Origin of the sequence: Hydrogenophaga pseudoflava (assembly GCF_004353865.1) — a bacterium.
Taxonomy (GTDB): domain Bacteria; phylum Pseudomonadota; class Gammaproteobacteria; order Burkholderiales; family Burkholderiaceae_C; genus Hydrogenophaga; species Hydrogenophaga pseudoflava.
The window spans coordinates 3501684-3523421 of record NZ_CP037867.1 but is presented as its reverse complement, the minus strand read 5'-3'; the positions used below and the strand labels follow the sequence as shown (position 1 = coordinate 3523421).

Annotated in this window: 22 protein-coding genes; 11 read left to right on the top strand and 11 right to left on the bottom strand. The window is 69.7% G+C overall.

Translation table 11 applies throughout. The annotated features are described in order from the left end of the window. Positions 1–47 precede the first annotated feature (47 nt). Entirely contained in the window at positions 48–992 is a 945-nt protein-coding gene (locus HPF_RS16895; RefSeq protein WP_133157270.1) for a LysR family transcriptional regulator, read from the top strand. A gap of 37 nt (positions 993–1029) precedes the next feature. Here the strand turns inward: HPF_RS16895 and HPF_RS16890 are convergent, their stop codons facing one another. Beyond that, complete coding sequence (locus HPF_RS16890) at positions 1030–1923, bottom strand: DMT family transporter (RefSeq protein WP_241559733.1); 894 nt, start codon at positions 1921–1923, stop codon at positions 1030–1032. 135 nt (positions 1924–2058) lie between these two features. Between HPF_RS16890 and HPF_RS16885 the strand changes: the two genes are divergently transcribed. After that, complete coding sequence (locus tag HPF_RS16885; RefSeq protein ID WP_133157269.1) at positions 2059–2718, top strand: glutathione S-transferase family protein; 660 nt, start codon at positions 2059–2061, stop codon at positions 2716–2718. Positions 2719–2750: 32 nt separating this feature from the next. On the opposite strand, the gene HPF_RS16880 is transcribed toward HPF_RS16885, so the two are convergent. From HPF_RS16880 to HPF_RS16870, 3 genes are read right to left on the bottom strand one after another with little or no spacing between them, the layout of a single operon-like run. After that, entirely contained in the window at positions 2751–3386 is a 636-nt protein-coding gene (locus HPF_RS16880; RefSeq protein ID WP_079365143.1) for an FMN-binding negative transcriptional regulator, read from the bottom strand. Between the two features lie 5 nt (positions 3387–3391). Continuing rightward, positions 3392–3922, bottom strand: a complete 531-nt coding sequence (locus HPF_RS16875) for an FMN-binding negative transcriptional regulator (RefSeq protein ID WP_133157268.1) — start codon at positions 3920–3922, stop codon at positions 3392–3394. A gap of 29 nt (positions 3923–3951) precedes the next feature. After that, complete coding sequence (locus HPF_RS16870; RefSeq protein WP_133158151.1) at positions 3952–4641, bottom strand: LysE/ArgO family amino acid transporter; 690 nt, start codon at positions 4639–4641, stop codon at positions 3952–3954. Positions 4642–4717: 76 nt separating this feature from the next. Between HPF_RS16870 and HPF_RS16865 the strand changes: the two genes are divergently transcribed. Both HPF_RS16865 and HPF_RS16860 read left to right on the top strand, forming a co-directional pair. Continuing rightward, a complete protein-coding gene (locus HPF_RS16865) occupies positions 4718–5614 on the top strand; it encodes a LysR family transcriptional regulator ArgP (protein WP_127805235.1) in 897 nt (298 codons plus the stop codon). Positions 5615–5668: 54 nt separating this feature from the next. Continuing rightward, positions 5669–7651 carry an acyltransferase family protein gene (locus HPF_RS16860; protein ID WP_133157267.1) on the top strand — a complete coding sequence of 661 codons (1983 nt, stop codon included), beginning with the start codon at positions 5669–5671 and terminating at the stop codon, positions 7649–7651. A 6-nt stretch (positions 7652–7657) separates the two neighbouring features. Here the strand turns inward: HPF_RS16860 and HPF_RS16855 are convergent, their stop codons facing one another. Both HPF_RS16855 and HPF_RS16850 read right to left on the bottom strand, forming a co-directional pair. Beyond that, entirely contained in the window at positions 7658–7966 is a 309-nt protein-coding gene (locus HPF_RS16855; protein WP_127805231.1) for an AzlD family protein, read from the bottom strand. After that, entirely contained in the window at positions 7956–8678 is a 723-nt protein-coding gene (locus tag HPF_RS16850; RefSeq protein WP_243721603.1) for an AzlC family ABC transporter permease, read from the bottom strand. The genes HPF_RS16855 and HPF_RS16850 overlap by 11 nt, the downstream gene beginning before the upstream one ends. An 89-nt stretch (positions 8679–8767) precedes the next feature. Here HPF_RS16850 and HPF_RS16845 point away from each other — a divergent pair, with 89 nt between their 5' ends. The 6 genes from HPF_RS16845 to HPF_RS16820 all read left to right on the top strand — a co-directional run bounded on the left by HPF_RS16845 (position 8768) and on the right by HPF_RS16820 (position 15520). Next, the gene (locus tag HPF_RS16845) at positions 8768–9637 is read left to right on the top strand and encodes a LysR family transcriptional regulator (protein WP_079365140.1); all 870 of its coding nucleotides are present in this window, start codon (positions 8768–8770) and stop codon (positions 9635–9637) included. 63 nt (positions 9638–9700) lie between these two features. Continuing rightward, positions 9701–10450 (top strand): ABC transporter ATP-binding protein, encoded by a 750-nt coding sequence (locus HPF_RS16840; protein WP_079365139.1) that lies wholly within the window; start codon positions 9701–9703, stop codon positions 10448–10450. A gap of 10 nt (positions 10451–10460) precedes the next feature. Beyond that, positions 10461–12830 (top strand): ABC transporter permease, encoded by a 2370-nt coding sequence (locus HPF_RS16835; RefSeq protein ID WP_133157266.1) that lies wholly within the window; start codon positions 10461–10463, stop codon positions 12828–12830. Then, a complete protein-coding gene (locus HPF_RS16830) occupies positions 12827–14056 on the top strand; it encodes an efflux RND transporter periplasmic adaptor subunit (RefSeq protein WP_133157265.1) in 1230 nt (409 codons plus the stop codon). Before HPF_RS16835 ends, HPF_RS16830 begins: the two co-directional genes overlap by 4 nt. 392 nt (positions 14057–14448) lie before the next feature. Further along, the gene (locus tag HPF_RS16825) at positions 14449–14916 is read left to right on the top strand and encodes a helix-turn-helix domain-containing protein (protein WP_066158228.1); all 468 of its coding nucleotides are present in this window, start codon (positions 14449–14451) and stop codon (positions 14914–14916) included. Positions 14917–14929: 13 nt separating this feature from the next. After that, a complete protein-coding gene (locus HPF_RS16820) occupies positions 14930–15520 on the top strand; it encodes an RES family NAD+ phosphorylase (RefSeq protein WP_165961734.1) in 591 nt (196 codons plus the stop codon). Between the two features lie 15 nt (positions 15521–15535). Here the strand turns inward: HPF_RS16820 and HPF_RS16815 are convergent, their stop codons facing one another. Continuing rightward, complete coding sequence (locus HPF_RS16815; RefSeq protein ID WP_133157263.1) at positions 15536–16015, bottom strand: VOC family protein; 480 nt, start codon at positions 16013–16015, stop codon at positions 15536–15538. 231 nt (positions 16016–16246) lie between these two features. On the opposite strand from HPF_RS16815, the gene HPF_RS16810 reads away from it, so the two are divergent. Next, positions 16247–17866, top strand: coding sequence for a M28 family metallopeptidase (locus HPF_RS16810; RefSeq protein WP_207959187.1), 1620 nt, complete (start codon positions 16247–16249; stop codon positions 17864–17866). A gap of 6 nt (positions 17867–17872) precedes the next feature. Here HPF_RS16810 and HPF_RS16805 read toward each other — a convergent pair whose 3' ends face one another. The 4 genes from HPF_RS16805 to HPF_RS16790 are packed head-to-tail and all read right to left on the bottom strand — an operon-like array spanning position 17873 to position 21735. Continuing rightward, positions 17873–18688, bottom strand: a complete 816-nt coding sequence (locus HPF_RS16805) for an alpha/beta fold hydrolase (RefSeq protein WP_133157262.1) — start codon at positions 18686–18688, stop codon at positions 17873–17875. Positions 18689–18705: 17 nt separating this feature from the next. Next, complete coding sequence (locus HPF_RS16800; RefSeq protein WP_133157261.1) at positions 18706–19686, bottom strand: Bug family tripartite tricarboxylate transporter substrate binding protein; 981 nt, start codon at positions 19684–19686, stop codon at positions 18706–18708. 41 nt (positions 19687–19727) lie between these two features. Continuing rightward, the gene (locus HPF_RS16795) at positions 19728–20741 is read right to left on the bottom strand and encodes an alpha/beta fold hydrolase (protein WP_133157260.1); all 1014 of its coding nucleotides are present in this window, start codon (positions 20739–20741) and stop codon (positions 19728–19730) included. A gap of 1 nt (position 20742) precedes the next feature. After that, the gene (locus tag HPF_RS16790) at positions 20743–21735 is read right to left on the bottom strand and encodes a Bug family tripartite tricarboxylate transporter substrate binding protein (RefSeq protein ID WP_165961733.1); all 993 of its coding nucleotides are present in this window, start codon (positions 21733–21735) and stop codon (positions 20743–20745) included. Positions 21736–21738: the final 3 nt, after the last annotated feature.

Below are 21738 nucleotides of genomic sequence, written 5' to 3'. Positions count from 1 at the left end.
ATGGATTAAATACACTTCATTGCATTCATCAATACGCAAGAGGCCTCATGAACCCGGACATTCCGCTGATCGACCTGCGGCTGCTGCGCCTGCTGGACACGTTGCACAGCACCCGCAGCGTGACCCGCACCGCCGAGCTGCTGGGCCAGAGCCAGCCCACCATCAGCATCGGGCTGGGCCGCCTGCGCGAGCAGCTGGGCGACCCGCTGTTCGTGCGCACGCCACAGGGCATGCAGCCCACACCGCGCACCGAGGCGCTGATCGGCACCGTGCGCGAGGTGCTCGACGGGCTGCGCCGCCTCTCCGAGGCGCAGGCGGGCTTCGACCCCGCGACGGCCCGGCGCAGCTTTCGCATCTTCATGACGGACGCGAGCCACATCACCCTGCTGCCGCGCCTGTTCACCCACGTGCGGGCGCTTGCGCCGCAGGTGCAGCTGGAGGCGGCGGCCCTCCACCCGGGCATCGCGCAGGCGCTGGAGTCGGGCGAGGCCGATCTGGCGCTGGGGCTCATCCCCCGGCTGGACGCGGGCTTCTTCCAGCAGGCGCTGTTCATCCAGGACTGGGTGTGCCTGGCCAACGCCCGACACCCGCGCCTCCAGGGGCGCCTCACGCTGGCGCAGTACCGGCGCGAGGCCCATGTGGGCATCGTTTCCGGCACCGGCCAGCTGCTGCTGGAAAAGGCCATGGCCGAGCGGGGCGTGGAGCGGCAGATCAGCCTGAAGCTGCCGGGTTTTCTGGGCCTGTCGGCCATCCTGTCCACCACCGACCTGCTGGCGACGCTGCCCCGCCACATCGGCGAAACCCTGGCCCGGTCGGCGGGGCTGCAGGTGCTGCCGTGTCCGGTGCCGATCCCCACCTTTGTGGTCAAGCAGCACTGGCACGCCCGCTTTCAGCACGACCCGGCCAACCGCTGGTTGCGCGGGGTGTGTGCCGAGCTGTTCATGGACACCACCCGGGTGATGTCGGCCCACGACACGGAGGTGCCACGGTGAGGCAGGCACCTTCGGTGCGCCGATCCCGTGGGGCCGCTCAGGGGGCCGGGTCGGTGACGCCGAAGATGCGGCGCAGCGGGTTGAACCCGGTCACCAGCGCCGAGGCCACCAGCACCAGCGCCCCGCCGGCAAAGATGCCCGGCGACAGCGCCTCGCCCAAAAACAGGTGGCCCCACGCAACGCCGAACACCGGGATCATGAACACCGGGCTCATGGCCGCCACCGGCGTCACGTTGCGGATGATGCGCAGGTGCGCCCAGTAGGCCAGGCCCGAGGTGACGATGCCCAGCACCGCGGTGGCCGCCAGCGTGGCGCCGGTGAAGCGGGCCTCCGGCCACTGCCAGGCCGCGCCCGGCAGCACCAGCACCAGGGCCATCACGTGGATGCCCGCGGCGATGGACAGCGGCTGCATGCGCGCGGTGGCGCGCTTCATCACCGGCGTGGCCAGGCCGTAGCAGGCGGCGGCGCAGACGCAGGCCAGGGCCGCGACCAGGGTGGTGCCGTCCAGCGGCACCGGGCCCAGCCGCACGATCAGGCCGACCCCGATGAAGCCGATCAGGCAGCCCAGCAGCTTGCGGGCGGTCAGCGTGTCTTCCTTGAACCAGGCCGAGGACAGCGTGCCGAACAGCACGGCCGTGGTGTTGAGCAGCGCGCTGTAGCCCGCCGGCAGGTACAGGCCGGCCCAGGCGTAGAGCATGAACGGCGCCGCGACGGACAGCAGCGCCATCACTGCCAGCATGCGCCACTCCTTCCAGGGCCAGGCGTGGCGCAGCACCGACATCAGCAGCACCAGGGTGAGGGCGGCCAGGCCGACCCGGCCGGCGGCCAGTACCCAGGGCCCCATGACCGGCGCGGCCATGCGGATGAACATGAAGGAGGCGCCCCAGAGGGCCGAGAGTGCGACGAGCTGCGCGAAGTGGCGTGTTTTCACCGCGCCGATTGTGGGGCTGAACACTTCGCCAGGCTGTCCTGTGACCGACAGGGTGAACAGGTGTGCGTCGCGCCCGCTCCGCTACAGTGGCGGCGCAGGCCAGTCCACCGACGGTCGTCCTTCGCAGGTCACACCATGCCGCTCGTCCTCTACGGTCACCCCTTCTCTTCGTACACACAGAAAGCGCTCGTCGCCCTGTACGAGAACTTCACAGCGTTTGAATTTCGCTGCATCGGGCCCGACACACCTGAGCACACGGTCGACTGGTTGCGGCGCTGGCCGATCGCCCGGTTCCCGCTGCTGCTGGACGGAGAACGCCAGATCGTCGAGACCAGCCTGATCATCGAATACCTGCAGCTGGTCCACCCCGGCCCCGTGCGCCTGCTGCCCGCCGACCCGATGGCCGCGCTGGACGTGCGCTTTCTCGACCGGTATTTCGATCTGTACGTGATGAGCGCGGTGCAGCTGGCGGTGGACACCGCGCTGCAGCGCTACCCGATGACGGTTGAAGAGGGGCGGGCCATCGCCAGCGAACGGCTGGAGCGGGCCTATGCCTGGCTCGAAGGGCACCTGGCCTGCAAGACCTGGGCCGCGGGGGACACGTTCACGCTGGCCGACTGCGCCGCCGCACCGTCGCTGTTCTACGCCGACTGGGTGCACCCGATCGCTGAGGCGCAACCATTGCTGCGCGCCTACCGCGCGCGCCTGCTGGCACGCCCGTCGTTCGCCCGCGCGGTGGACGAAGCGCGGCCTTACAGGTCGCTCTTTCCGCTGGGCGCGCCGGACAGGGACTGAGCCTCAGCCACGGCGCGCATGGTGCCGGCGGATCAGGAAGGGGTTCCTGCCTCGCGCATGGCCTTCGCGGCCTCCACGTTCCCCAGGCCCTCCAGGCCCGCCGCGGCGCCGAGGCGGTCGCGCTCCTCTCGGTTCTGGCCGAGCTTGTACTTGCCCACCAGCCGGGAGACTTCGATCTCCAGGCCGACGATGGCCTTGAGCAGGCCGTCGATGTAGTCGGTGGGCGCGTCGCCCATCTTCCAGGGCTTCTGCTGCTGCGAGCGCGCCTCGTGCTCTCGCGTCAGCCGCGCCACCAGCCCGCGCAGGAAGCGCTCGTCGTCGCGCACGCGCAGCACGCCGTGCGCGTGCACCACCGCGTAGTTCCAGGTCGGCACATGCCTGTGGTGCTCGGGCTTGCTCGGGTACCAGTTGGGCGAGATGTACCCGTCGGCGGCCCGGAAGACCACCAGCACCTCGGTGTCGGCCGCCTGCTGCCACACCGGGTTGGCGCGCGCCACGTGGGCACGCAGCAGCCCGTGTGGTCCGACGGCGGTGTCGAGTTCGAAGGGAATGTGGTTCGCGTCCAGCCCGTCGGGGCCGTGCGTGACCAGGGTGCCCAGCGGGTGCGCCTGCATGAGTGCGTGCAGGGCTTCCGGGCGTTGTTCTTCAAAGGCGGTGGGCAGGTACATGGTGGTCAGTGGGGCGATGTGTTCAGTGCGTGCTGCACCAGTGCAGCCATTGTGCGTGCGGCCTCGGAGCCCGAGGCGGTGAGGCCCACGACGGTGCCTTCGCGGTCGGCGCGCGCTTCGTCCTGGCTGGCCTTGAGCTTGCCTTCCAGGCGCTGGATGGCGATCTCGATGCCCGCACCATCGGCGGTCCACCGCACGGCGCCATGGGCATGGACCACCACGTAGTTCCAGGTGGGCACCACGCGGCCGTGTTCGGCCTTGCCGGGGTACCAGCCGGGGGAGATGTAGGCCTGCGGTCCATGAAACACGATCAGCGAAGGGGCACCGGCCGGCACCGCGCGCGCCCCGGCGTCGTCCGGATCGATCCGGACGCTCAGTGTGCCGTGGTTGCCGCGGTTGCGGTCCAGCACGAAGGGCCGGTGGCTGGCGGTCAGGCCGTCCGCGCCCAGGCAGACCCAGGTGCCCAGCGGGTGCGCGTCGATGAGGTCGAGCTGCGCGGCGCGGTCGTCGAAGCGGTGGTGCGGGGGGACGTACATATATAGATAGAGGGCGGTGCCGGCCGGGCTCAGGTGCCCCGCAGCGCGTGCCGCAGCAGCAGCACCGACAGCGCCCACATGGTCAGGCCGATCAGGCCGTCCAGCACCTGCCAGGCGCGGGGTTTTGCAAACAGCGGCGCCAGCCAGCGCGCGCCGAAGCCCAGGCCGCAGAACCAGACCAGGCTGGCGAGGCTGGAGCCGGCGATGAACCAGCCGCGCAGGCCGGCCGGCTGCTGGGCGCCGATGCTGCCCATCAGCATCACCGTGTCCAGGTAGACGTGCGGGTTGAGCAGGGTGAACGCCGCCACCTGGGCCATCGCGGCGCCCCGAGAGAGCCGATCCGGCGCCGGGCCGCCCCAAGCCGGATCAGCCCCCCCGGGGGGCAGCGACCCGCTTTGCGGTGGAGCGTGGGGGCCGAACAGCCGGGCCCGCTGCAGCGCCTGCCAGCCGTACCAGGCCAGAAAGAGGGCGCCCGCCAGCGCCATGGCCTGCGCAAACACCGGGTGCCGTCCCAGCGCCTGGGCCATGCCCAGCACACCGGCGCTGATCAGCGCCGCGTCGGCCAGGGCGCAGAACAGCACCACCGGCACCACATGCTCGCGCCGCAGCCCCTGGCGCAGGACGAAGGCGTTCTGCGCGCCGATGGCGACGATGAGACCGAAGCAGAGCAGCAGGCCCTGCACGAACACGGGCAGCGCCTGGGCGAAAGACGTGGACAACATGGGCCGAGCTTGCCAGTGCTGGAGGATGAAGACAAACTGTCTTTCCTAAATCTGCTTTAGAAGAACTGAATCCATGCTCGATTACGCCGCCCTCAACGCCCTGGCCGCCGTGGTGCGCGAAGGCAGCTTCGACCGCGCGGCGCGCGCGCTGCACGTCACCCCGTCGGCGATCTCGCAGCGCATCCGCCTGCTGGAGGAGCGCGTGGGCTGCGCGCTGGTGGTACGCGGCCAGCCCTGCCGGCCCACGGACACCGGACGCCGCATGTGCCAGCACGTGGACCGCGTGCGCCTGCTGGAGGCGGAACTGACCGACGCGCTGCCCGCCATCGCGCCCGAGGGCGGGGCGCGGGTCCACCTGCCGGTGGCCGTCAACGCCGACAGCCTGGCCACCTGGTTCGCGCCCGCGCTGGCGGCGTTCGCGGCCGAGGCGCCGGTGCTGGTGGAGCTGAGCGTGGACGACCAGGACCACACGGCCGAATGGCTGCGCACCGGCGCGGTGGTGGCCGCCGTCACCGGCACCGCGCGGCCGGCCACCGGCTGCAACAGCCAGCCGCTGGGCGTGATGCGCTACCTGGCCGCCGCCAGCCCGGCGTTCGTGGCACAGCACTTTGCGCAGGGGGTGGGCGCAGGCAGCCTGGCCCAGGCGCCCAGCCTGCTGTTCAACACCAAGGACGAGCTGCAGGCCGGCTGGGTGCGGCGCCTGTGCCACCGCCATGTGGAACTGCCGCGGCACACGTTGCCCTCGTCGCACGCCTTCGTCACCGCCGCGCTGGCCGGCATGGGCTGGGGCATGTTCCCGCAGGGCATGATCGAGCCCCACCTGGCCGAGGGCACGCTGGTGGAGCTGGCGCCCGGCACGCCGCTGGATGTGCCGCTGTACTGGCAGACGGCGCGGGCGGCATCCGGCCTGCTCGACGGGCTGACCCGGCGGATGGTGGCCGCCGCGCGGGAGGCCCTGCGGCCCGGGTGAGCCGGCGTCCTTTGTTAGGATGCTGCGCCCCCTGTTGTTCCCCGACCCTGTTACATGTCCCACCTGCCACACGCAGACAACTACCGCTCCGACATCGATGGCCTGCGTGCCATCGCCGTTTCTGCCGTCGTGATCCACCACGCGTTTCCCGAGCTGTTCCCGGGCGGCTTCGTCGGTGTGGACATCTTCTTCGTGATCTCGGGCTACCTCATCAGCTCGATCATCCTGGACAACCTGGCCCGCAACCGCTTCAGCTTCGCGGACTTCTACGCGCGGCGCGTCAAGCGCATCTTCCCGGCCCTGTTCCTGGTGCTGGCGTCCACGTTGGCCTACGGCTGGTTCGTGCTCTCGCCGCTGGAATACAAGGCGGTGGGCAAGCACGCGCTGGCGGGCAGCTTCTTCGTGTCCAACTTTGCGTTCTGGCAGGAGGCCGGCTACTTCGACGCCTCGGCGGTCGAAAAGCCGCTGCTGCACCTGTGGTCGCTGGCCATCGAGGAGCAGTTCTACATGTTCTGGCCGCTGGTGCTGGTGGTGCTGCACCGCGTGGGCCAGCCCAAGCGGATCTGGATCGCAGCCCTGCTGCTGGCCTCGCTGGCGTTCAACCTCTGGCTGGTGCGTCTCGACGATCCGAACCCGGCCTTCTACAACCCGCTGGGGCGCTTCTGGGAAATGATGATGGGCGCCTTCCTGGCCGCCAGCCGCCCCGCACCGGGCACCACGGTGCAGCATGCCGGAGCCCGGGTGCAATGGCTCTCCACCGCCGGTGTGGTGCTGATGGCCGCCGTCATGGTCAAGCTCGACCCCGAACGCCGCTTTCCTGGCGGCTGGGCCTTTGCCGCCACCCTGGCCACCTGCCTGATGATCGCCGCCGGCCCGCGCGGCTGGTTCAACCGCTACGTGCTGTCGAGCAAGCCCATGGTCTGGATCGGTCTGATCAGCTACCCGCTCTACCTCTGGCACTGGCCGCTGCTGGCTTACCCGCACATCGAAAACGGCGGCGTGCCTCCGGCGCTGCACCAGGTCGGCTGGGTGCTGCTGGCTGTGCTGCTGGCCTGGCTGACCTACCGGCTGGTGGAAACGCCGATCCGCTTCGGCCACTGGCGCCAGTGGCGCTTCACCACCGTGGCGCTGAGTGCCGGGGTGGCGATGACGGGCCTGACCGGCTTCACCATCTACAAGCAGGACGGCCAGCCCGAGCGGCTGCAGCGCCTGGCGGCCAACCAGCCGGGGCAGGACGGCACGCCCGAACAGATCCAGGCCCTGCTCAAGACGCTCTCGTCCAAGGGCGGCCGGCCCGCCATCATCGAAGGCTGGCGCGACGGCGACTGCATGCTCGACTACAAGCTGCCGGCGAGCCACTACAAACCCTTCTGCGTCGAGCAGAAGCGCCCGCTGGTCTTCCTCTGGGGCGACTCGCACGCCGGCTCGCTCTACCCGGGCTTCAAGGCGCTGCAGGACAGCGGCAAGTACAGCTTCGGCCTGGGCGAACGCACCGCGGCCATCTGCCCGCCCATCCTGGGCATCGACCCGCGCCCGCTGTGCAAGAGCCTGAACGACGACACCATCCGCGTCATCCGCGAGAGCAAGCCCGACATCGTCGTGCTCTATGCGTGGTGGCACGAGGGCAAGGTCAAGGGCCGCTACAAGGACACCTCGGGCCTGGAGCCCACCGTGGCCGAACTCAAGAAGGCCGGCGTCAAGCGCATCGTGCTGCTCGGCGCCGTGCCCTACTGGCGCGAAGACCTGCCCAAGCTGCTGCTGAAGGTGTGGCGCGAGCAGCAGCGCATTCCGCTGCGCCTGGGTGATGAGTACCTCGACCCCCACGTCAAGGCCGCCACCGCCGAGATGCGCCAACGCGCCAAGGCCATGGGCATCGAGTTCATCTCCGGCATGGACTACTTCTGCAACCGCCAGGGCTGCCTCACGCGCATGGAGCCCGGCTCCGCCGAGCCCCTGAGCTACGACTACGGGCACCTGACGCTGCCCGCGGTGAAGTACTACGTCGAGCAGATCGCGCCGCTGATCCTCAAGCCCTGAGCGCGCTCAGAACTGCCTGAACAGGGCCGCCGCGACAATCCCGGCCGCAATGGCCGGCAGCGGCTTCTTGAGCACCAGCATCACCAGGGCGGTCGTGGCCAGTGCCGCGCGGGCGCCCAGGTCGCCCTGCGCGGCCATCGGCGCCAGCACGGCCACCAGCACCGAGCCCGACATGGCCGCGATGAAACGCCGCACGCGTGGCCCGATGGGCACGTAGGACATCACGAACACACCGCCCCAGCGGGTGGCCAGGGTCACCAGCGCCATCACGGCGACGATCAGCAGGGTGCCCCAGCCGGTGGATTCAACGCTCATCGCTCTTCTCCTTCCACAGCAGGCCCAGCAAGCCGCCGGCCAGCGTGCCGGTCACCACGTGGCTGTTCTCCGGCAGCCAGTGCCAGGCCGCGATCGACGCGCCGCCCGCCGCCACCCAGATCAGCAGCATGCGCAGGTTCTTCTCGCCACCCACCACCATGGCGAGCAGGAAGCAACCCATCACCATGTCCAGGCCCCAGCGCCGCGCGTCGGCGATCAGGCTGCCCACCTGCGTGCCCAGCACGGTGCCGATGATCCAGAACACCCACAGCGCCAGGCCACCGCCCAGCAGCAGCCCCAGGCCCGGCTGTCCGCGCCCCAGGGCCTGCATGGCGAGCGCCCAGTTGGAATCCGACGCCAGCGCCATCACGCCATAGCGCCGCGCGGGCGGCAGCTGACGCAGCCAGGGGTAGAGCGTGGCGCCCATCAGCAGGTGGCGCGCATTGATGGCGAACACGGTCAGCGCCAGGGGCAGCAGCGGCACCTGCGGTCCCCACAGGTCCAGCACCGCGAACTGCGCCGCGCCGGCGAACACGGCCGAACTCATCAGCACCGCCCATGGGGTGTTCAGTCCTTGCTGCAGGGAGGCGAGGCCGAAGGCCGCGCCAAACACCAGCACAAACAGGGCGATCGGCAGCATCTCGCGAAAGCCGGCCCACACCAGCCGGCGGGTGAGGGCACTTTGTGAGCGGAGGTCATCGGTTGTGGTCATGGGGCGAGACTGTGCCGGGTTTCATGAATCCCGAAAAGCGCAAAATTCACATCGTTTCCATTCGATAACCGCATGCAAGGACGCCGCCCATGACCCCGCAGGATCTGCAGATCGACTGGCTCAGATGCTTTGTGGCGGTGGTCGACGCCGGCTCGCTGTCGGCCGCGGCCGGCGAGGTGCACCGCTCGCAGTCGGCCGTGAGCATGCAGCTCAAGAAGCTGGAGGACGCGGCAGGCCGGCGCCTGCTGGAGCGCGGGCCGCGCAAGCTGCAGCTCACACCCGACGGCCAGACCCTGCTGGGCTACGCCCGGCGCATGCTCGACCTGCAGGCCGAGGCGCAGGCCGCGCTGCACGGCGACGAGCTGACCGGCCGCGTGCGCCTGGGCGTGCCCGACGACTACGCCGCGAAATACCTCACGCCGGTGCTCAAGCGCTTCGCGCCCAAGCACAGCGGGGTCGAGATCGAGCTGCACTGCGAGCAGTCGCCATCACTGATCCCGCGCGTGGCGCGTGGCGAGCTGGACCTGGCGCTGGTCTCGCGCGACCACGCGCGGCGCGGCACCCTGCTGTTCCACGAACCCATGGTCTGGGTCGGCTCGGCGCAGTTCGAGCTGTGGCGGCGCGACCCGCTGCCGATCGCGGTGTACGAGGAGGCCAGCCTCGCGCGGCGCGGCGCCATCCAGTCGCTGGCGCAACAGGGGAGGCGCTACAAGGTGGTCTACAACAGCTCCAGCCTGGCCGGGCAGATCGCGGCGGTGGACAGCGGCCTGGCCGTGGCCGTGCTCACGCAATGCAGCGCGCCGCCGCACCTGCAGGTGCTGGGCGCCGAGCAGGGCCTGGGCCCGCTGATCCCGATGGAGGTGGGCGTCTACCGCAGCCGCGAGTCGCGCGGCAACAAGGCGGTGGACGGCCTGCACGACCTGCTGGTGAAGACCTTGCGGCAGTCGGCGGCGGGCTGAGGGCCTGCAAGGTGCCTTGACGCATGTCAGCCAGCTGTGACCCGTTTGCGCGAACATAGCGCCATGACCGTTTCCGATCCCGTTTCCCAACCCGGCGCCGGCTCCGTCTTCACCGCCCGAGCCCTCACCAAGACCTATGGCGAGGGCGACACGGCCGTGCACGCGCTGCGCGGCGTGGACCTGGACATCGTGCGCGGCGAGTTCGTGGTGCTGCTGGGCGCCTCGGGCAGCGGCAAGTCCACGCTGCTCAACATCCTCGGCGGGCTGGACACGGCCACCAGCGGCTCGGCCAGCTGGACGCACGAGGGCCAGGTGCACGAACTCATCGGCGCGGGCGATGCCGAGCTGACGCGCTACCGGCGCGAGCACGTCGGCTTCGTGTTCCAGTTCTACAACCTCATCCCCAGCCTGACGGCCGAGGAGAACGTGGCCCTGGTGACCGACCTGGCCGAGGACCCGATGGACCCGGCCGAGGCGCTGGCCCTGGTGGGGCTGGCCGAGCGGCGCCACCACTTCGTCTCGCAGCTCTCGGGCGGCGAGCAGCAGCGCGTGGCCATTGCGCGGGCCATCGCCAAGCGCCCGGCCGTGCTGCTCTGCGACGAACCCACCGGTGCGCTGGACTGCGCCACCGGCGTCATGGTGCTGCAGGCCATCGAACGCGTGAACCGCGAGCTGGGCACGACCACCGTGGTCATCACGCACAACGCGCCGATCGCCGACATGGCCGACCGCGTGCTGCGCCTGGCCGACGGCCGCATCGTCGAAACCCATGTGAACCCGCACAAGGTGGCCGCGTCCACGCTGCGGTGGTGAGCGCTCTGAGATGAGCACCCTTCATACGAAGCTCTGGCGCGACCTCAGGCGCCTGCGTGCGCAGGTGGTCACCATTGCGGTGGTGGTGGCCATCGGCGTGGCGGGCTTCGTCGGCATGTTCGCGGTGCACGACTCGCTCAAGACCTCGCGCGACGCCTTCTACGCCGACAACCGCCTGGCCGACCTGTTCGCCGGCATCAAGCGTGCGCCGGTGTCGCTGGGCGAGCGCCTCCGCGCCATTCCCGGCGTGGCGGAGGTGAAGCTCGAAGTGGTGTTCGACGCCCAGGTGGACCTGCCCGAAGTGGTGCAGCCGGTCACCGGCCGCTTCATCGGGCTGGACCTGTCGGCCGCGCAGGCCGGGCGCCAGGGCTTGAACGCGCTCAGCCTCAAGCAGGGGCGCTGGCCCGAGCGCGGCGCCCAGCTCGAAGCCCTGGTCAGCGACCGCTTCGCCGCCGCGCGCCAGCTCAAGCCCGGGGACGTGGTGCACGCCATCCTCAACGGCCGGCGCGAGCGCATCCACCTGGTGGGCACGGCCGCCACGCCCGAGTACGTGTTCGCCTCGCAGGGCGGTGCGCCCGACGACACCGGTTTCGGCATCTGGTGGATCGACGGCGCGCGCATGACCGAGCTGTTCGACATGCAGGGCGCGTTCAACCAGGCCTCGCTGCGGCTCGAAGCCGGTGTGCCCGAACGCGCCGTGCTGACGCCGCTGGACCGCCTGCTCGAACCTTACGGCAGCATCGGCGCCGTCGGGCGCGACCGCCAGCTCTCCACCAAGATCGTCAGCGACGAACTGGCGCAGCTCAAGGTCATGGGCACGGTGCTGCCGGCCATCTTCCTGGCCGTGGCCATGTTCATCCTCAACGTGGTGCTCAGCCGCCAGGTGGCCACGCAGCGCAGCCAGATCGCCGCGCTCAAGGCCCTGGGCTACACCGACGGTGCCATCGCGTGGCACTACATCCAGCTCGCGCTGGTCATCGCGGGGCTGGGTGTGGCGGTGGGCCTGGGCCTGAGCCAGCTGATCGGCCGCGGCATGCTCAGCCTGTACGACGAGGTGTTCCGCTTCAACCGCCTGGCCTACGCCACCGACACCACGCTGGTCCTGCTCTCGGCCGCCATCGCCGGGCTGGCTGCCGCCGCCGGCACCTGGACCGCGATCCACGCCGTGGTGCGGTTGCGCCCGGCCCAGGCCATGCTGCCGCCCGCGCCGCCGGCCTACACCGCCACGCTGGTCGAGCGCCTGGGCCTGGGGCGCTTCCTGTCCACCAGCGCGCGCATGGTGGTGCGCAACCTCGAACGCCGGCCGCTGCGCGCCGCCTTCACCGTCACCGGCATCGCGCTGGCCGTCGCGCTGCAGATCTCGGGCGCGTTCTGGCTGGACGCCATCGCCCACATCGTGGACGTGCAGTTCCGTCAGGTGCAGCAGGGCGACGTGCTGGTCAACTTCCACCGGCCGGTGCCCGTGACCGTGGTGCGCGACCTGCAGCGCCTGCCCGGCGTGCTCGACGCCGAGGTCTACCGCACCGAGCCGGTGAAGGTGACGCTGCGCGGGCGCAGCAACGACACCGCGGTGATGGCCCTGCGGGGCAACGCCAGGCTGATGCGCCTGGTGGACGAAGACCGCGGCGCGCTGGCCCTGCCGGCGCACGGCGTGGTGCTCTCGGGCCTGCTGGCGCGCGAGCTCGGCGCCCAGGTGGGCGACCGCATCACGCTGCAGTTCCGCCTGTGGAGCCGGCGCAGCGTGGAGGTGGAGGTGGTTGACATCGCGCGCACCATGTTCGGCCAGCTGCTCTACATGAACCTGGACACCCTCAACCGCCTGGCCGGCGATGGCGACGGCGTGGCCGACGCGGCGCTGCAGGTGGACCCGGCCGCCATGCCCGCCTTCTGGGCCGCGGTGAAGGCGGCGCCCGGCATCAACTCGGTGTTCGACAAGGCCAGCTCCATGGCCGAGTTCAACCACCGCACCGAACGCAACATGGGCGTGTTCAGCGGCATCCTCACGCTGTTTGCGGTGGCCATGGCGGTGGGCATCATCTACAACGCCGCGCGCATCTCGCTCTCGGAACGCGCGTGGGAACTGGCCAGCCTGCGCGTGCTGGGCATGACGCGGGCCGAAGTGTCGGTGCTGCTGCTGGCCGAGCTGGCGGCCGAGCTGCTGGTGGCGCTGCCGCTGGGGGCGCTGGCCGGCTGGGGCCTGGCCACGCTGATGATGCAGCTCATGGCCAGCGACGCGATCGATTTTCCGGTGGTCATCGAACCGTCCACCTACGCCTCGGCCGCCCTCATCGTGCTGGCCGCCGGTGTGGCCAGCGCGCTGCTGGTGCGCCGCCACATCGACCGCCTGGATCTGGTTTCTGTCTTGAAGGTACGCGAATGAACAAGTCGAACAACGGTGCGGCCAAAAAACGCCGCTGGCTCATCGGCGGACTGGCCGTGGTGGCTCTGGCCGCCATCCTCTGGGCCTCCTACCGCCCGCGCCCGCTGGACGTGGAAACCGCCTCCGTGGCCGAAGGCCGCTTCGAGCAGGTGATCGAGGAAGACGGCCAGCTGCGCCTGCAGCAGCGCTACCTGGTCACCGCGCCCACCGCCGCGCAACTGCAGCGGCCCGCGATCAAGGTGGGTGACGCGGTGAAGGCGGGCGACGTGGTGGCCGTGCTCGCGCCCAATGCGCCCGGCATGATCGACGCGCGCACCCGCAGCGTGCTGCAGCAGCGCGTGGGCAGCGCGGACGCCGCCGTGGCCGCCGCCCGCGCCAACGTGCAGCGCGCCCAGGCCGCGCTGGCCCAGGCCACGCTCGAAGCCGAACGCTCTGCGCAGCTCGCCAAGGACAACTTCATCGCCCCGTCCGCCCGCGACCAGAGCCGCCTGGCGCGTGAGGCCGCGGCCCAGGCCCTGAAAGCCGCGCAGGCCGAGCAGGCCGCCGCCGGCCACGCCGCCAGCGAAGCCCGCGCCGCGCTGGGCCGCGCAGAACCGTCCGGCGCTGCGCAAGGCAGCACTCCCGGTCTCTGGTCACTCAAGAGCCCGGTCGACGGCCGCGTGCTCAAGCTGCACAAGGACAGCAGCGAACCGGTTCAGGCCGGCGCGCCGCTGCTGGAAATCGGCGACACCGGCGCCATGGAAGCCGTGATCGACGTGCTCTCCGGCGACGCGCCGCGCATCGCCGTGGGCGCCGCGGTGCAACTGTCCACCGGCCGCAACCAGCCGCCGTTGGCCGGCACCGTGGCCCGGGTCGACCCGGTCGCGTTCACCAAGACCTCGGCCCTGGGCATCGAAGAACAGCGCGTCAACGTCACCGTCGCGCTCAAGGCGCCACCGGAAGAACTGCAGAAGCTCGGCGACGGCTTCCGCGTCGACGCGCGCATCACCATCTCGGCCAACGACGGCGCGCTGCTCGTGCCCTCGGCCGCGCTGGTGCGCCAGGGCGAGGGCTGGCAGGTGTTCGTGGTGGAGGGTGGCAAGGCCCGCGCGAGGACGGTGACTTTCAGCGACCGCAACGCCGACAGCGCCTGGGTGAAGGACGGACTGAAGGCGGGGGAGACGGTGATTCTTTATCCGGGGAGCGGGATGAGGGATGGGCAGCCAGTGAAGAGCAGGAAAAGTTAACCATAGGATTGTTGTCCAACTTAACGAGTTTGACGAAATTGTTTTTTTGAACGAAAATCTAGCGTCAATTCAACGGCACAGACCCATGTCACATCAAGTCAACCCAGCCAATCTTTGGGCGTCCATTGACGAGTCCATGTGCGATCTCTATCGCAGGGTCGTTCGCGAACTACCCGTGCTTCAGTCATTCGATCCCGCGCCCTGGAAGACGCAACTCGACTCTTTGGCATCGCTGGTGACTTCTATACGAATCGCTCTTTGGACGCGGCTGCTTTTCAGGACGCAGGACTCAGGATTTAGGCCAACGGCTCAGCTCTTGCCGCAGCAAGGTTTTTTTGAATGCAGGGTCAACAAGCGCAACGCGCCATAACAGTGGGCACCAGTGAACGCACATGAACACTTTGACTTTTCCTCTCTCTGTTGCCCTTGAAGCCCCAACCCGCCGTACCGTATCCGCCGACCCCTACGCCAGCGGAGCGCAGACCGATGCGCTGCTGCGCTCGGGTGCGGCCTACCGGCGCGAGCGAATGCAGGCGGCCGACATGATCACCACCGAAGAAGCCGCTGAACTGGCGGGCACCTCACGCGTGACCATCAACGCGTGGATCAAGTCCGGTCGGTGCCTCGGTGTGTCGCATCTGCGGCGTGGCTTCAAGCTGCCGCGCTGGCAGTTCGAGCCGTTTGTGTTCCCGTACCTCCAACCCATGTCGAAGGCGTTGGGCACCACCGACGGCTGGCCACTGCTGGCCTTCCTGGAAAGCCCTCACCCTGCACTGGATGGCCAGACGCCCCGCGTGGCGCTGGAGCAGGGCGTGGATGCGAAACGGGTACTGGGTCTGGCAACAGCAGAGGGACATTGATGCCCCCCTGCTCATGAACCTCAAAGAACTCAAACCTCCGCTGATTGAACTGCCTGCCGGGCAGACGTTTTTCCGGGTCCAGGTGCTGCGTGCTCGGCCCGGTGCAGTCAAAACGAACGGGCTCTTGTTGCCACCAGCCGGCGTGTTGTCCGGAAGGTTCTGTTTGACTGATCAGGTCACTGCCTACTTGGCAGACAGCGCAGATACCGCACTGTTCGAAGCGCAGTTCCGCCGCGACACGAAGAGCCGAAGCTTGGGCGAGTTGCGCAAGCGAGCACTGCTTCAATTCACTACCGTGCGACCTCTTAGGCTGGTGGACCTGCGCCCGCTGGCGGAGCCTTACCCACTACTGTTGAGCTTGCGCATCGAACAGACTCAGGCGCTGGCGCGAGACTGCTTCAAGGCTGGCCATCAGGGATTGATCTACGCCTCGGCGCAGCACATGCAGCACGCCTGCGTCTGCTTGTTTCCGGACGGGATCGCGGCATTGAAGCGACAACAGCAGTGGCCCTTGGTGAAGCCAAGTACGCGGCAATTGCTGCATGCCGTGGTAGACGCGGCGCGTCGCTCGGGCGTGCCGCTGCTGGAAGAAGGCGCGAGTTGACGGCGGCGGTCTGGGTCACCCCCGCCGCGCCTTCTCAATCCCCGCAATATCGATCTTCGTCATCCCCATCATCGCGTTGAACGCCCGCTGGGCCGCGGCGCGGTCGGGGTCGGTGATGGCTTCGGTCAGCACGCGTGGGGTGATCTGCCACGACAGCCCCCACTTGTCCTTGCACCAGCCGCAGGCGCTGGCTTCGCCGCCGTTGTCGATGATCGCGTTCCACAGGCGGTCGGTTTCGGCCTGGTCGTCGGTGGCCACCTGGAACGAGAAGGCCATGCCGTGCGGCACGCCGGGGCCGCCGTTGAGCCCCAGGCAGGGGATGCCCATGACGGTGAATTCCACGGTGAGCACGTCGCCTTGCTTGCCCGAGGGGAAGTCGCCGGGTGCGCGCATGACCGCACCCACGGCGCTGTCGGGGAAGGTGGCGGCGTAGAAGCGCGCGGCTTCTTCGGCGGTGCCGTCGAACCAGAGGCAGATGGTGTTTTTGGCGGGCATGGGCGTCTCCTGAAAACGGGGCACCCACGATAGCCGCAATGCGCCGCAGACGTCGAGGGGCAGGCGGTCGGTCCCCCGGGCGTTTCTTTCGTGTCTTTCTGTAAGTCGTCTTGTGGCCGCTGAGGTGCGAGGAGTACGCTGCCCATCCCCTCGCGGTCGCAAGAGGCCGGGGTGCCAGTTGTTCGACGGCGGCGGGATCCGAAGCATCAACAACACACACAGGAGACAGACATGGAAAAGACCGGTTCGATTGGTCGGCGTCTGACCCGGGGGCGATGGGGCGCGGCGTTCGCGGCCACCTTGCTCGTGGCAGCGTGCGGCGGCGGCAGCGATGCGTCCAGCGACAGCGGGGGCGACCTCGCCACCGCGCGGATGCTGACGACAGAGGTGGCTGCAGCGGGAGGGGCGGCGGCCGCTGGATCGTCATCTCCCAGTTGCCTCAACCGGGTCAACAACACGTTCAACAAACTGCTGGAGTGTGTGACCCTGGCCGGTGTCCGGCGCCATCAGCAGGCCCTGCAGACCATCGCCGACGAGAACAACGGCATCCGCACCTCGGGCACGCCGGGGTACGACGCGTCGGTGGACTACGCGGCCCAGGTGCTGCGCGACGCGGGCTACCTGGTCACGGTCACCGACTTCCAGTTCCAGACCTTCATCACACTCTCGCCCACGGTGCTGGAGCAGGTGTCGCCCGGCCCGGCCGGCCCGCTGGCGAACAACATCATGGAGTACTCGGGCAGCGGCGACGTGACCGCCTCCGTGACAGCGCTGACGCCGCCGCCGGGCGACGGCACGCCGGGCTGCGAGGCGGCGGACTTCGCCGGCTTCCCGGCCGGCAACATCGCGCTCATCAGCCGCGGCGCCTGTCCCTTCGCGCTCAAGGCCACCAACGCCCTGGCGGCTGGGGCGAGCGGCGTGGTCATCTACAACAACACCACCGGCGACCTCAACGGCACGCTGGGCGAGGCCTTCACGGAGGACATCGGCGTGACCGGCATCACCCAGGCCCTGGGGCAGCAGCTGGCGGCAACGCCGGGGCTGGTGCTGCGGCTGAAGACCGACACCTTCCGCGGCGAGGCGACCACCAGCAACATCATTGCGGAGTCGCGCACGGGCGACCCGAACAACGTGGTGATGGTGGGCGCGCACCTGGACTCGGTGAACGAAGGCCCCGGCATCAACGACAACGGCTCGGGTGTGGCAGCCATCCTGGAGACCGCGGTGCAGATGGCCAAGGTCAAGCCGCGCAACAAGCTGCGCTTCGCCCTGTGGGGTGCGGAAGAATCCGGGCTGGTCGGCTCCACGAACTACGTGAACGGACTGAGCCAGGCCGAGAAGGACCGCATCGCGCTGTACCTGAACTTCGACATGATCGGTTCGCCCAACCACGTCTTCTTTGTCTACGACGGTGACGATTCGGACGCCACGGGCGAAGGCCCCGGCCCCGGCGGTTCGGACCAGATCGAGAAGGCGTTCGAGTCGTTCTACATGCAACGCGGCGTGCCGTTCAAGGGCACGGACTTCGACGGTCGTTCCGACTACCGGGCCTTCATCCAGAACCTGATTCCGGCCGGCGGCCTGTTCACGGGCGCCGAAGGTGTCAAGACCGCGGAGGAAGCGGCGCTGTGGGGCGGCACGGCGGGCACAGCCTACGACCCGTGCTACCACCAGGCCTGTGACACCTTTGCCAACAACAGCGACACGGCACTGGACATCAACGCCGACGCGGTGGCCTACACCACGCTGCTGTTCTCGATGAACACCTCGAGCGTGAACGACCAGCGCGGCAAGGGCAACTTCCGCATGCCGGCCCTCAAGCCGCTGCACCCGGAGCGCACGGGGAACTGAGCGGCGTCAGGGGCTGGCCGGTGGGTCCGGCAGCCCCTGCAGGAAGCCCATCAACCGCTGGTTGAACACCTTGGCCTGCTCGAAGTAGGCCGAGTGGGCGGCCTGTTCCACCACGGCCACCTCGGCTCGTGGAATCAGCGCTGCGACCTCCTGCACGATGTCCAGCGGCACGATGGGGTCCTCGCGCCCCACGACCAGCAGCACCGGGCAGGCGAGGCGGCGCAGCGCCTCGGTGGGCACCAGGTTGGCCGGGTGGTTGAGCCCGCGCATGGCTTCGCGCCAGGCCTCGGGCGGGATGCTGTGCGCGCTGGGGTTGAAGTGGTTGATCTGCGCGTACAGCGCCACCAGCGCGGGCCGGTTCTGGATGAACCAGGCGCCCAGCGAGCGCTGCTCGATGGACATGGCCGCCGCCGCGGTGATGCGGTGCTCCAGGATCGCGAGCTGACGGGGGTGGTCGATGGCGAGCGAGCTGTCGCAGGGGACCAGGGCCCGCACGCGACGCGGGTGTTCCAGTGCCGTGCGCAGCGCGATCATGCCGCCCAGCGACTGACCCACCAGCACGGCGCTGTCGATGCCTTCGTGGTCCAGCAGGGCGACCAGGTCGTCCACCATCAGCCGCACCTGCAGCTCGTCGGGCGGTGCGACCGAGCGGCCGAAGCAGCGGATGTCGACGGTGACGCAGCTGAAGTGCGGCGTGAACGCGGGCAGCTGCTGCCACCAGGTGGCGCCGTTGGAGCCGGCGCCGTGCAGGAACACCAGGGCCGGGCCCTGGCCGTGGCGTTCGTAGTAGAGCGGGCGGCCGTGCGAGGTGAAGAAGGGCATGGGTGTTCTGCTTCCGCTTACTCGGCCTTGAGGTTGAGGCTGCGCACCAGCTGGCCCCAGCGCTCGGTGTCGCTGCGCACCTGCTGGGTGTGGGCCTCGGGGGTGGAGGTGGCCGGGTCGATGCCGAGCTTTTCCAGCTGGGCGTTGACGGCCGGTGCCGCCATGGCGCTCACGGTGGCGGCGTGGAGCTTGCGCACGATCTCGGGCGGTGTGCCTTTGGGAAAGGACAGGCCCACCCAGGAGCTGACGGTGAGCGCCTTGTGGCCCAGCTCGGCGAAGGTGGGCACCTGCGGGTGCTGCGGCGCGCGCTGGGCGCCGGAGCTGGCGAGCACCTTGAGCTTGCCCGAGCGCACATGGGGTTCGGCGCCGGCCAGGGGCAGCACGGTGATGGGCACCACGCCCGAGAGCACGTCCTGCAGGGCGGGCGCACCGCCCTTGTAGGGCACGTGGGTGAGCGAGGTGCCCGTGGCGCGCTGGAACAGCTCCATGATCAGGTGGCCGGTGGAGCCCGCGCCCGAGGTGGCGTAGTTGAGCTTGCCGGGTTCGCGTTTCGCGCGCTCGACCAGCTCGGCCACGGTGTTGACGCCCAGGTCCGGGCGCACCACCAGCCACTGCGCGCCCTCGCCCAGCACGGTCACGTGCGCGAAGTCGTTGACGATGTCGAAGCCGACATTCGGGTAGAGGCTCTGCGCAATGGTGTTGAGCATGCCGGTCATGGTGACGGTGTAGCCGTCGGGCGCGGCGCGGGCGCCGGCCGAGGTGCCGACGATGTTGCCCGCGCCGGGCCGGTTGTCGACCACCACGGGTTGTTTGAGCAGGGTGGACAGTTCCTGCGCCAGCGGCCGGGCCGTGAGGTCGTAGGCGCCGCCGGCGGGCGCGGGCACGATGAGGCGGATGGGCCTGTTCGGCCAGTCGCTGACGGCGGTCTGGGCGTGGACAGAGGGCATGGCGGCGGCCAGGGGCAGGGTGGCCAGGGCCAGCAGGGAACGGCGGTGCATGGGTGGTGTCTCCGGTGGTGTTGTTCTGGGCGTGGTCGGGTTCAGGTGGCGGCGGGCGGGTCCAGCAGCCAGCGCAGGTCGTCTTCCAGCCGCGGCCACTCCACGCCCGAGGCCATGTGGCCGTAGGGGCTGTCCAGCTCGCGGTAGCGCAGCGGGGCGGGGACGGCATCGAGCAGGGCGCGCACCACGGGGTCGGGCGGGAAGATCGCGTCGGTGGTGCAGACCATGAAGAGCAGGCGCGCGCGGATCTCGGAGAGCCGGTCGCGCACGTCGAAGCGCTCGGCCGCGGCGGCCAGGGTGACCATGCTGTTGGGGTCGAAACGTTCGGCCCACTGGCGGCAGGCCTGGTCCATGGCGGCCTGTCGCTGCGCCGGGTCGGGCATGCGGGCTTCGAACAGGGTCTCCAGTCCGTAGCTGCGCAGGGTCTGGCGGCGCAGCTCGGTCAGCATGTCCGTCATGCGCGCATCGCCGTAGTGCCAGCCGCCGTTCCAGGCCGGGTGGTCGGCAAAACGCTGGCGCGTGGACTCGGCGCTCAGGCCTTTGGGGTGGGTGAGGCCGGACACCAGCGATCCCACGGCGTCGACCATGTCGGGGAACGACAGCGCCCATTGCAGGGCCTGCCAGCCGCCGTAGGACGGCCCCACCACCGCGCGCAGGTGGCGCACGCCCAGCTGCTGCAGCAGGCGGTGCTGCACGGCCACGATGTCTTCCAGCGTGATGGCGGGAAAGCCCGGCCCCCAGGGCCGTCCGGTGGCCGGGTTGGTGGTGTTCGGGCCGGTGGTGCCGAATGAGGAACCCAGCATGTTGCTGCAGACGATGAAGAAGCGGTCGGTGTCCAGCGGCCGGCCGGGGCCGAGCAGCGGCGCCCACGAGCTCTCGGCCACATGGTGGCCGGGCACGAGCATTGAGGGGCCGCTGGTGTAGCCGTGGGTCACCAGCACGGCGTTGCGGCCGTCGGGTGCGAGTTGGCCGAAGGTGGCGTAGGCGATGTCCAGCGCGGGCAGCTCGGTGCCGCTGGACAGCCGGTGGGCGCCCAGTGAAAGGGTGTTCAGCATGTCAGTCGACCTTGATGCCGGCGGTCTTGATGACCTGGGTCCAGGTCTCGGTTTCGCGCTGGACGAAGGGGGTGAATCTGTCCTTGCCGGTGGCGACTACGGTGGCGCCGGTGGCTTCGATGCGGGCCTTGAGCGGCCCGTTCAGCGCCTTGATGGCGGCGGCCTCGATAGCCGCGACCACCGGCGCGGGAATGCCCTGCGGCCCCGAGATGCCGGCCCAGGCGGTGGCCTCGAAGCCGGGGTAACCCGATTCAGCCACTGTGGGCACCTGGGGCAGCAGCGGGTTGCGCTGCGCGCTGCTGATGGCCAGCGGCACGACCTTGCCGGCGGCACTGGGCGCGATCACGGCGTCCTGGTTGAGGAACATCAGCTGCACCTGCCCGGCCATCAGGTCGGTGAGGGCGGGCGCGCCGCCGCGGTAGGGAATGTGCAGCATGGAGATGCCGGCGCGCTGCTTGAACATCTCCATGGCCAGGTGGCCGGAGGTGCCGTTGCCCGAGCTGGCGTAGCTCAGCCGGCCGGGGTTGGCCTTGGCGTGCTTCACCAGATCGGCCAGGGTCCTGAAGCCGGTGGAGGGGTGCACGATCAGTGCGTTCGCGCCGGCCAGCGCGAGCGCGATGTGCACGAAGTCGCGGTTGATGTCGAACGGGAGTTTGGCCACCAGGCCCGGGCTGGTGGCGTTGCCGATCCAGGACAGCATCAGCGTGTGGCCGTCGGGCGCCGCGCGGGCCGTGGCCTCGGCGGCGATCACGCCGGCGCTGCCGGGCTTGTTCACCACCACCATGGGCTGGCCCAGCAGCTTGCCCATCTCGTCGGCGATCATGCGCGCCGCGTTGTCGGACGGCCCGCCGGCCGGCGCCGCGACGATGAACTGGATGGGGCGGTTGGGGAAGGGGGCCTGCGCGCGGACCGCGGTGGGCGCGAGCGCCTGCAGGCCGCCGAGACCGCCCAGGACCAGGGCCTGGCGACGGCTCAGCCGAAGGGATGGGTGCATGTC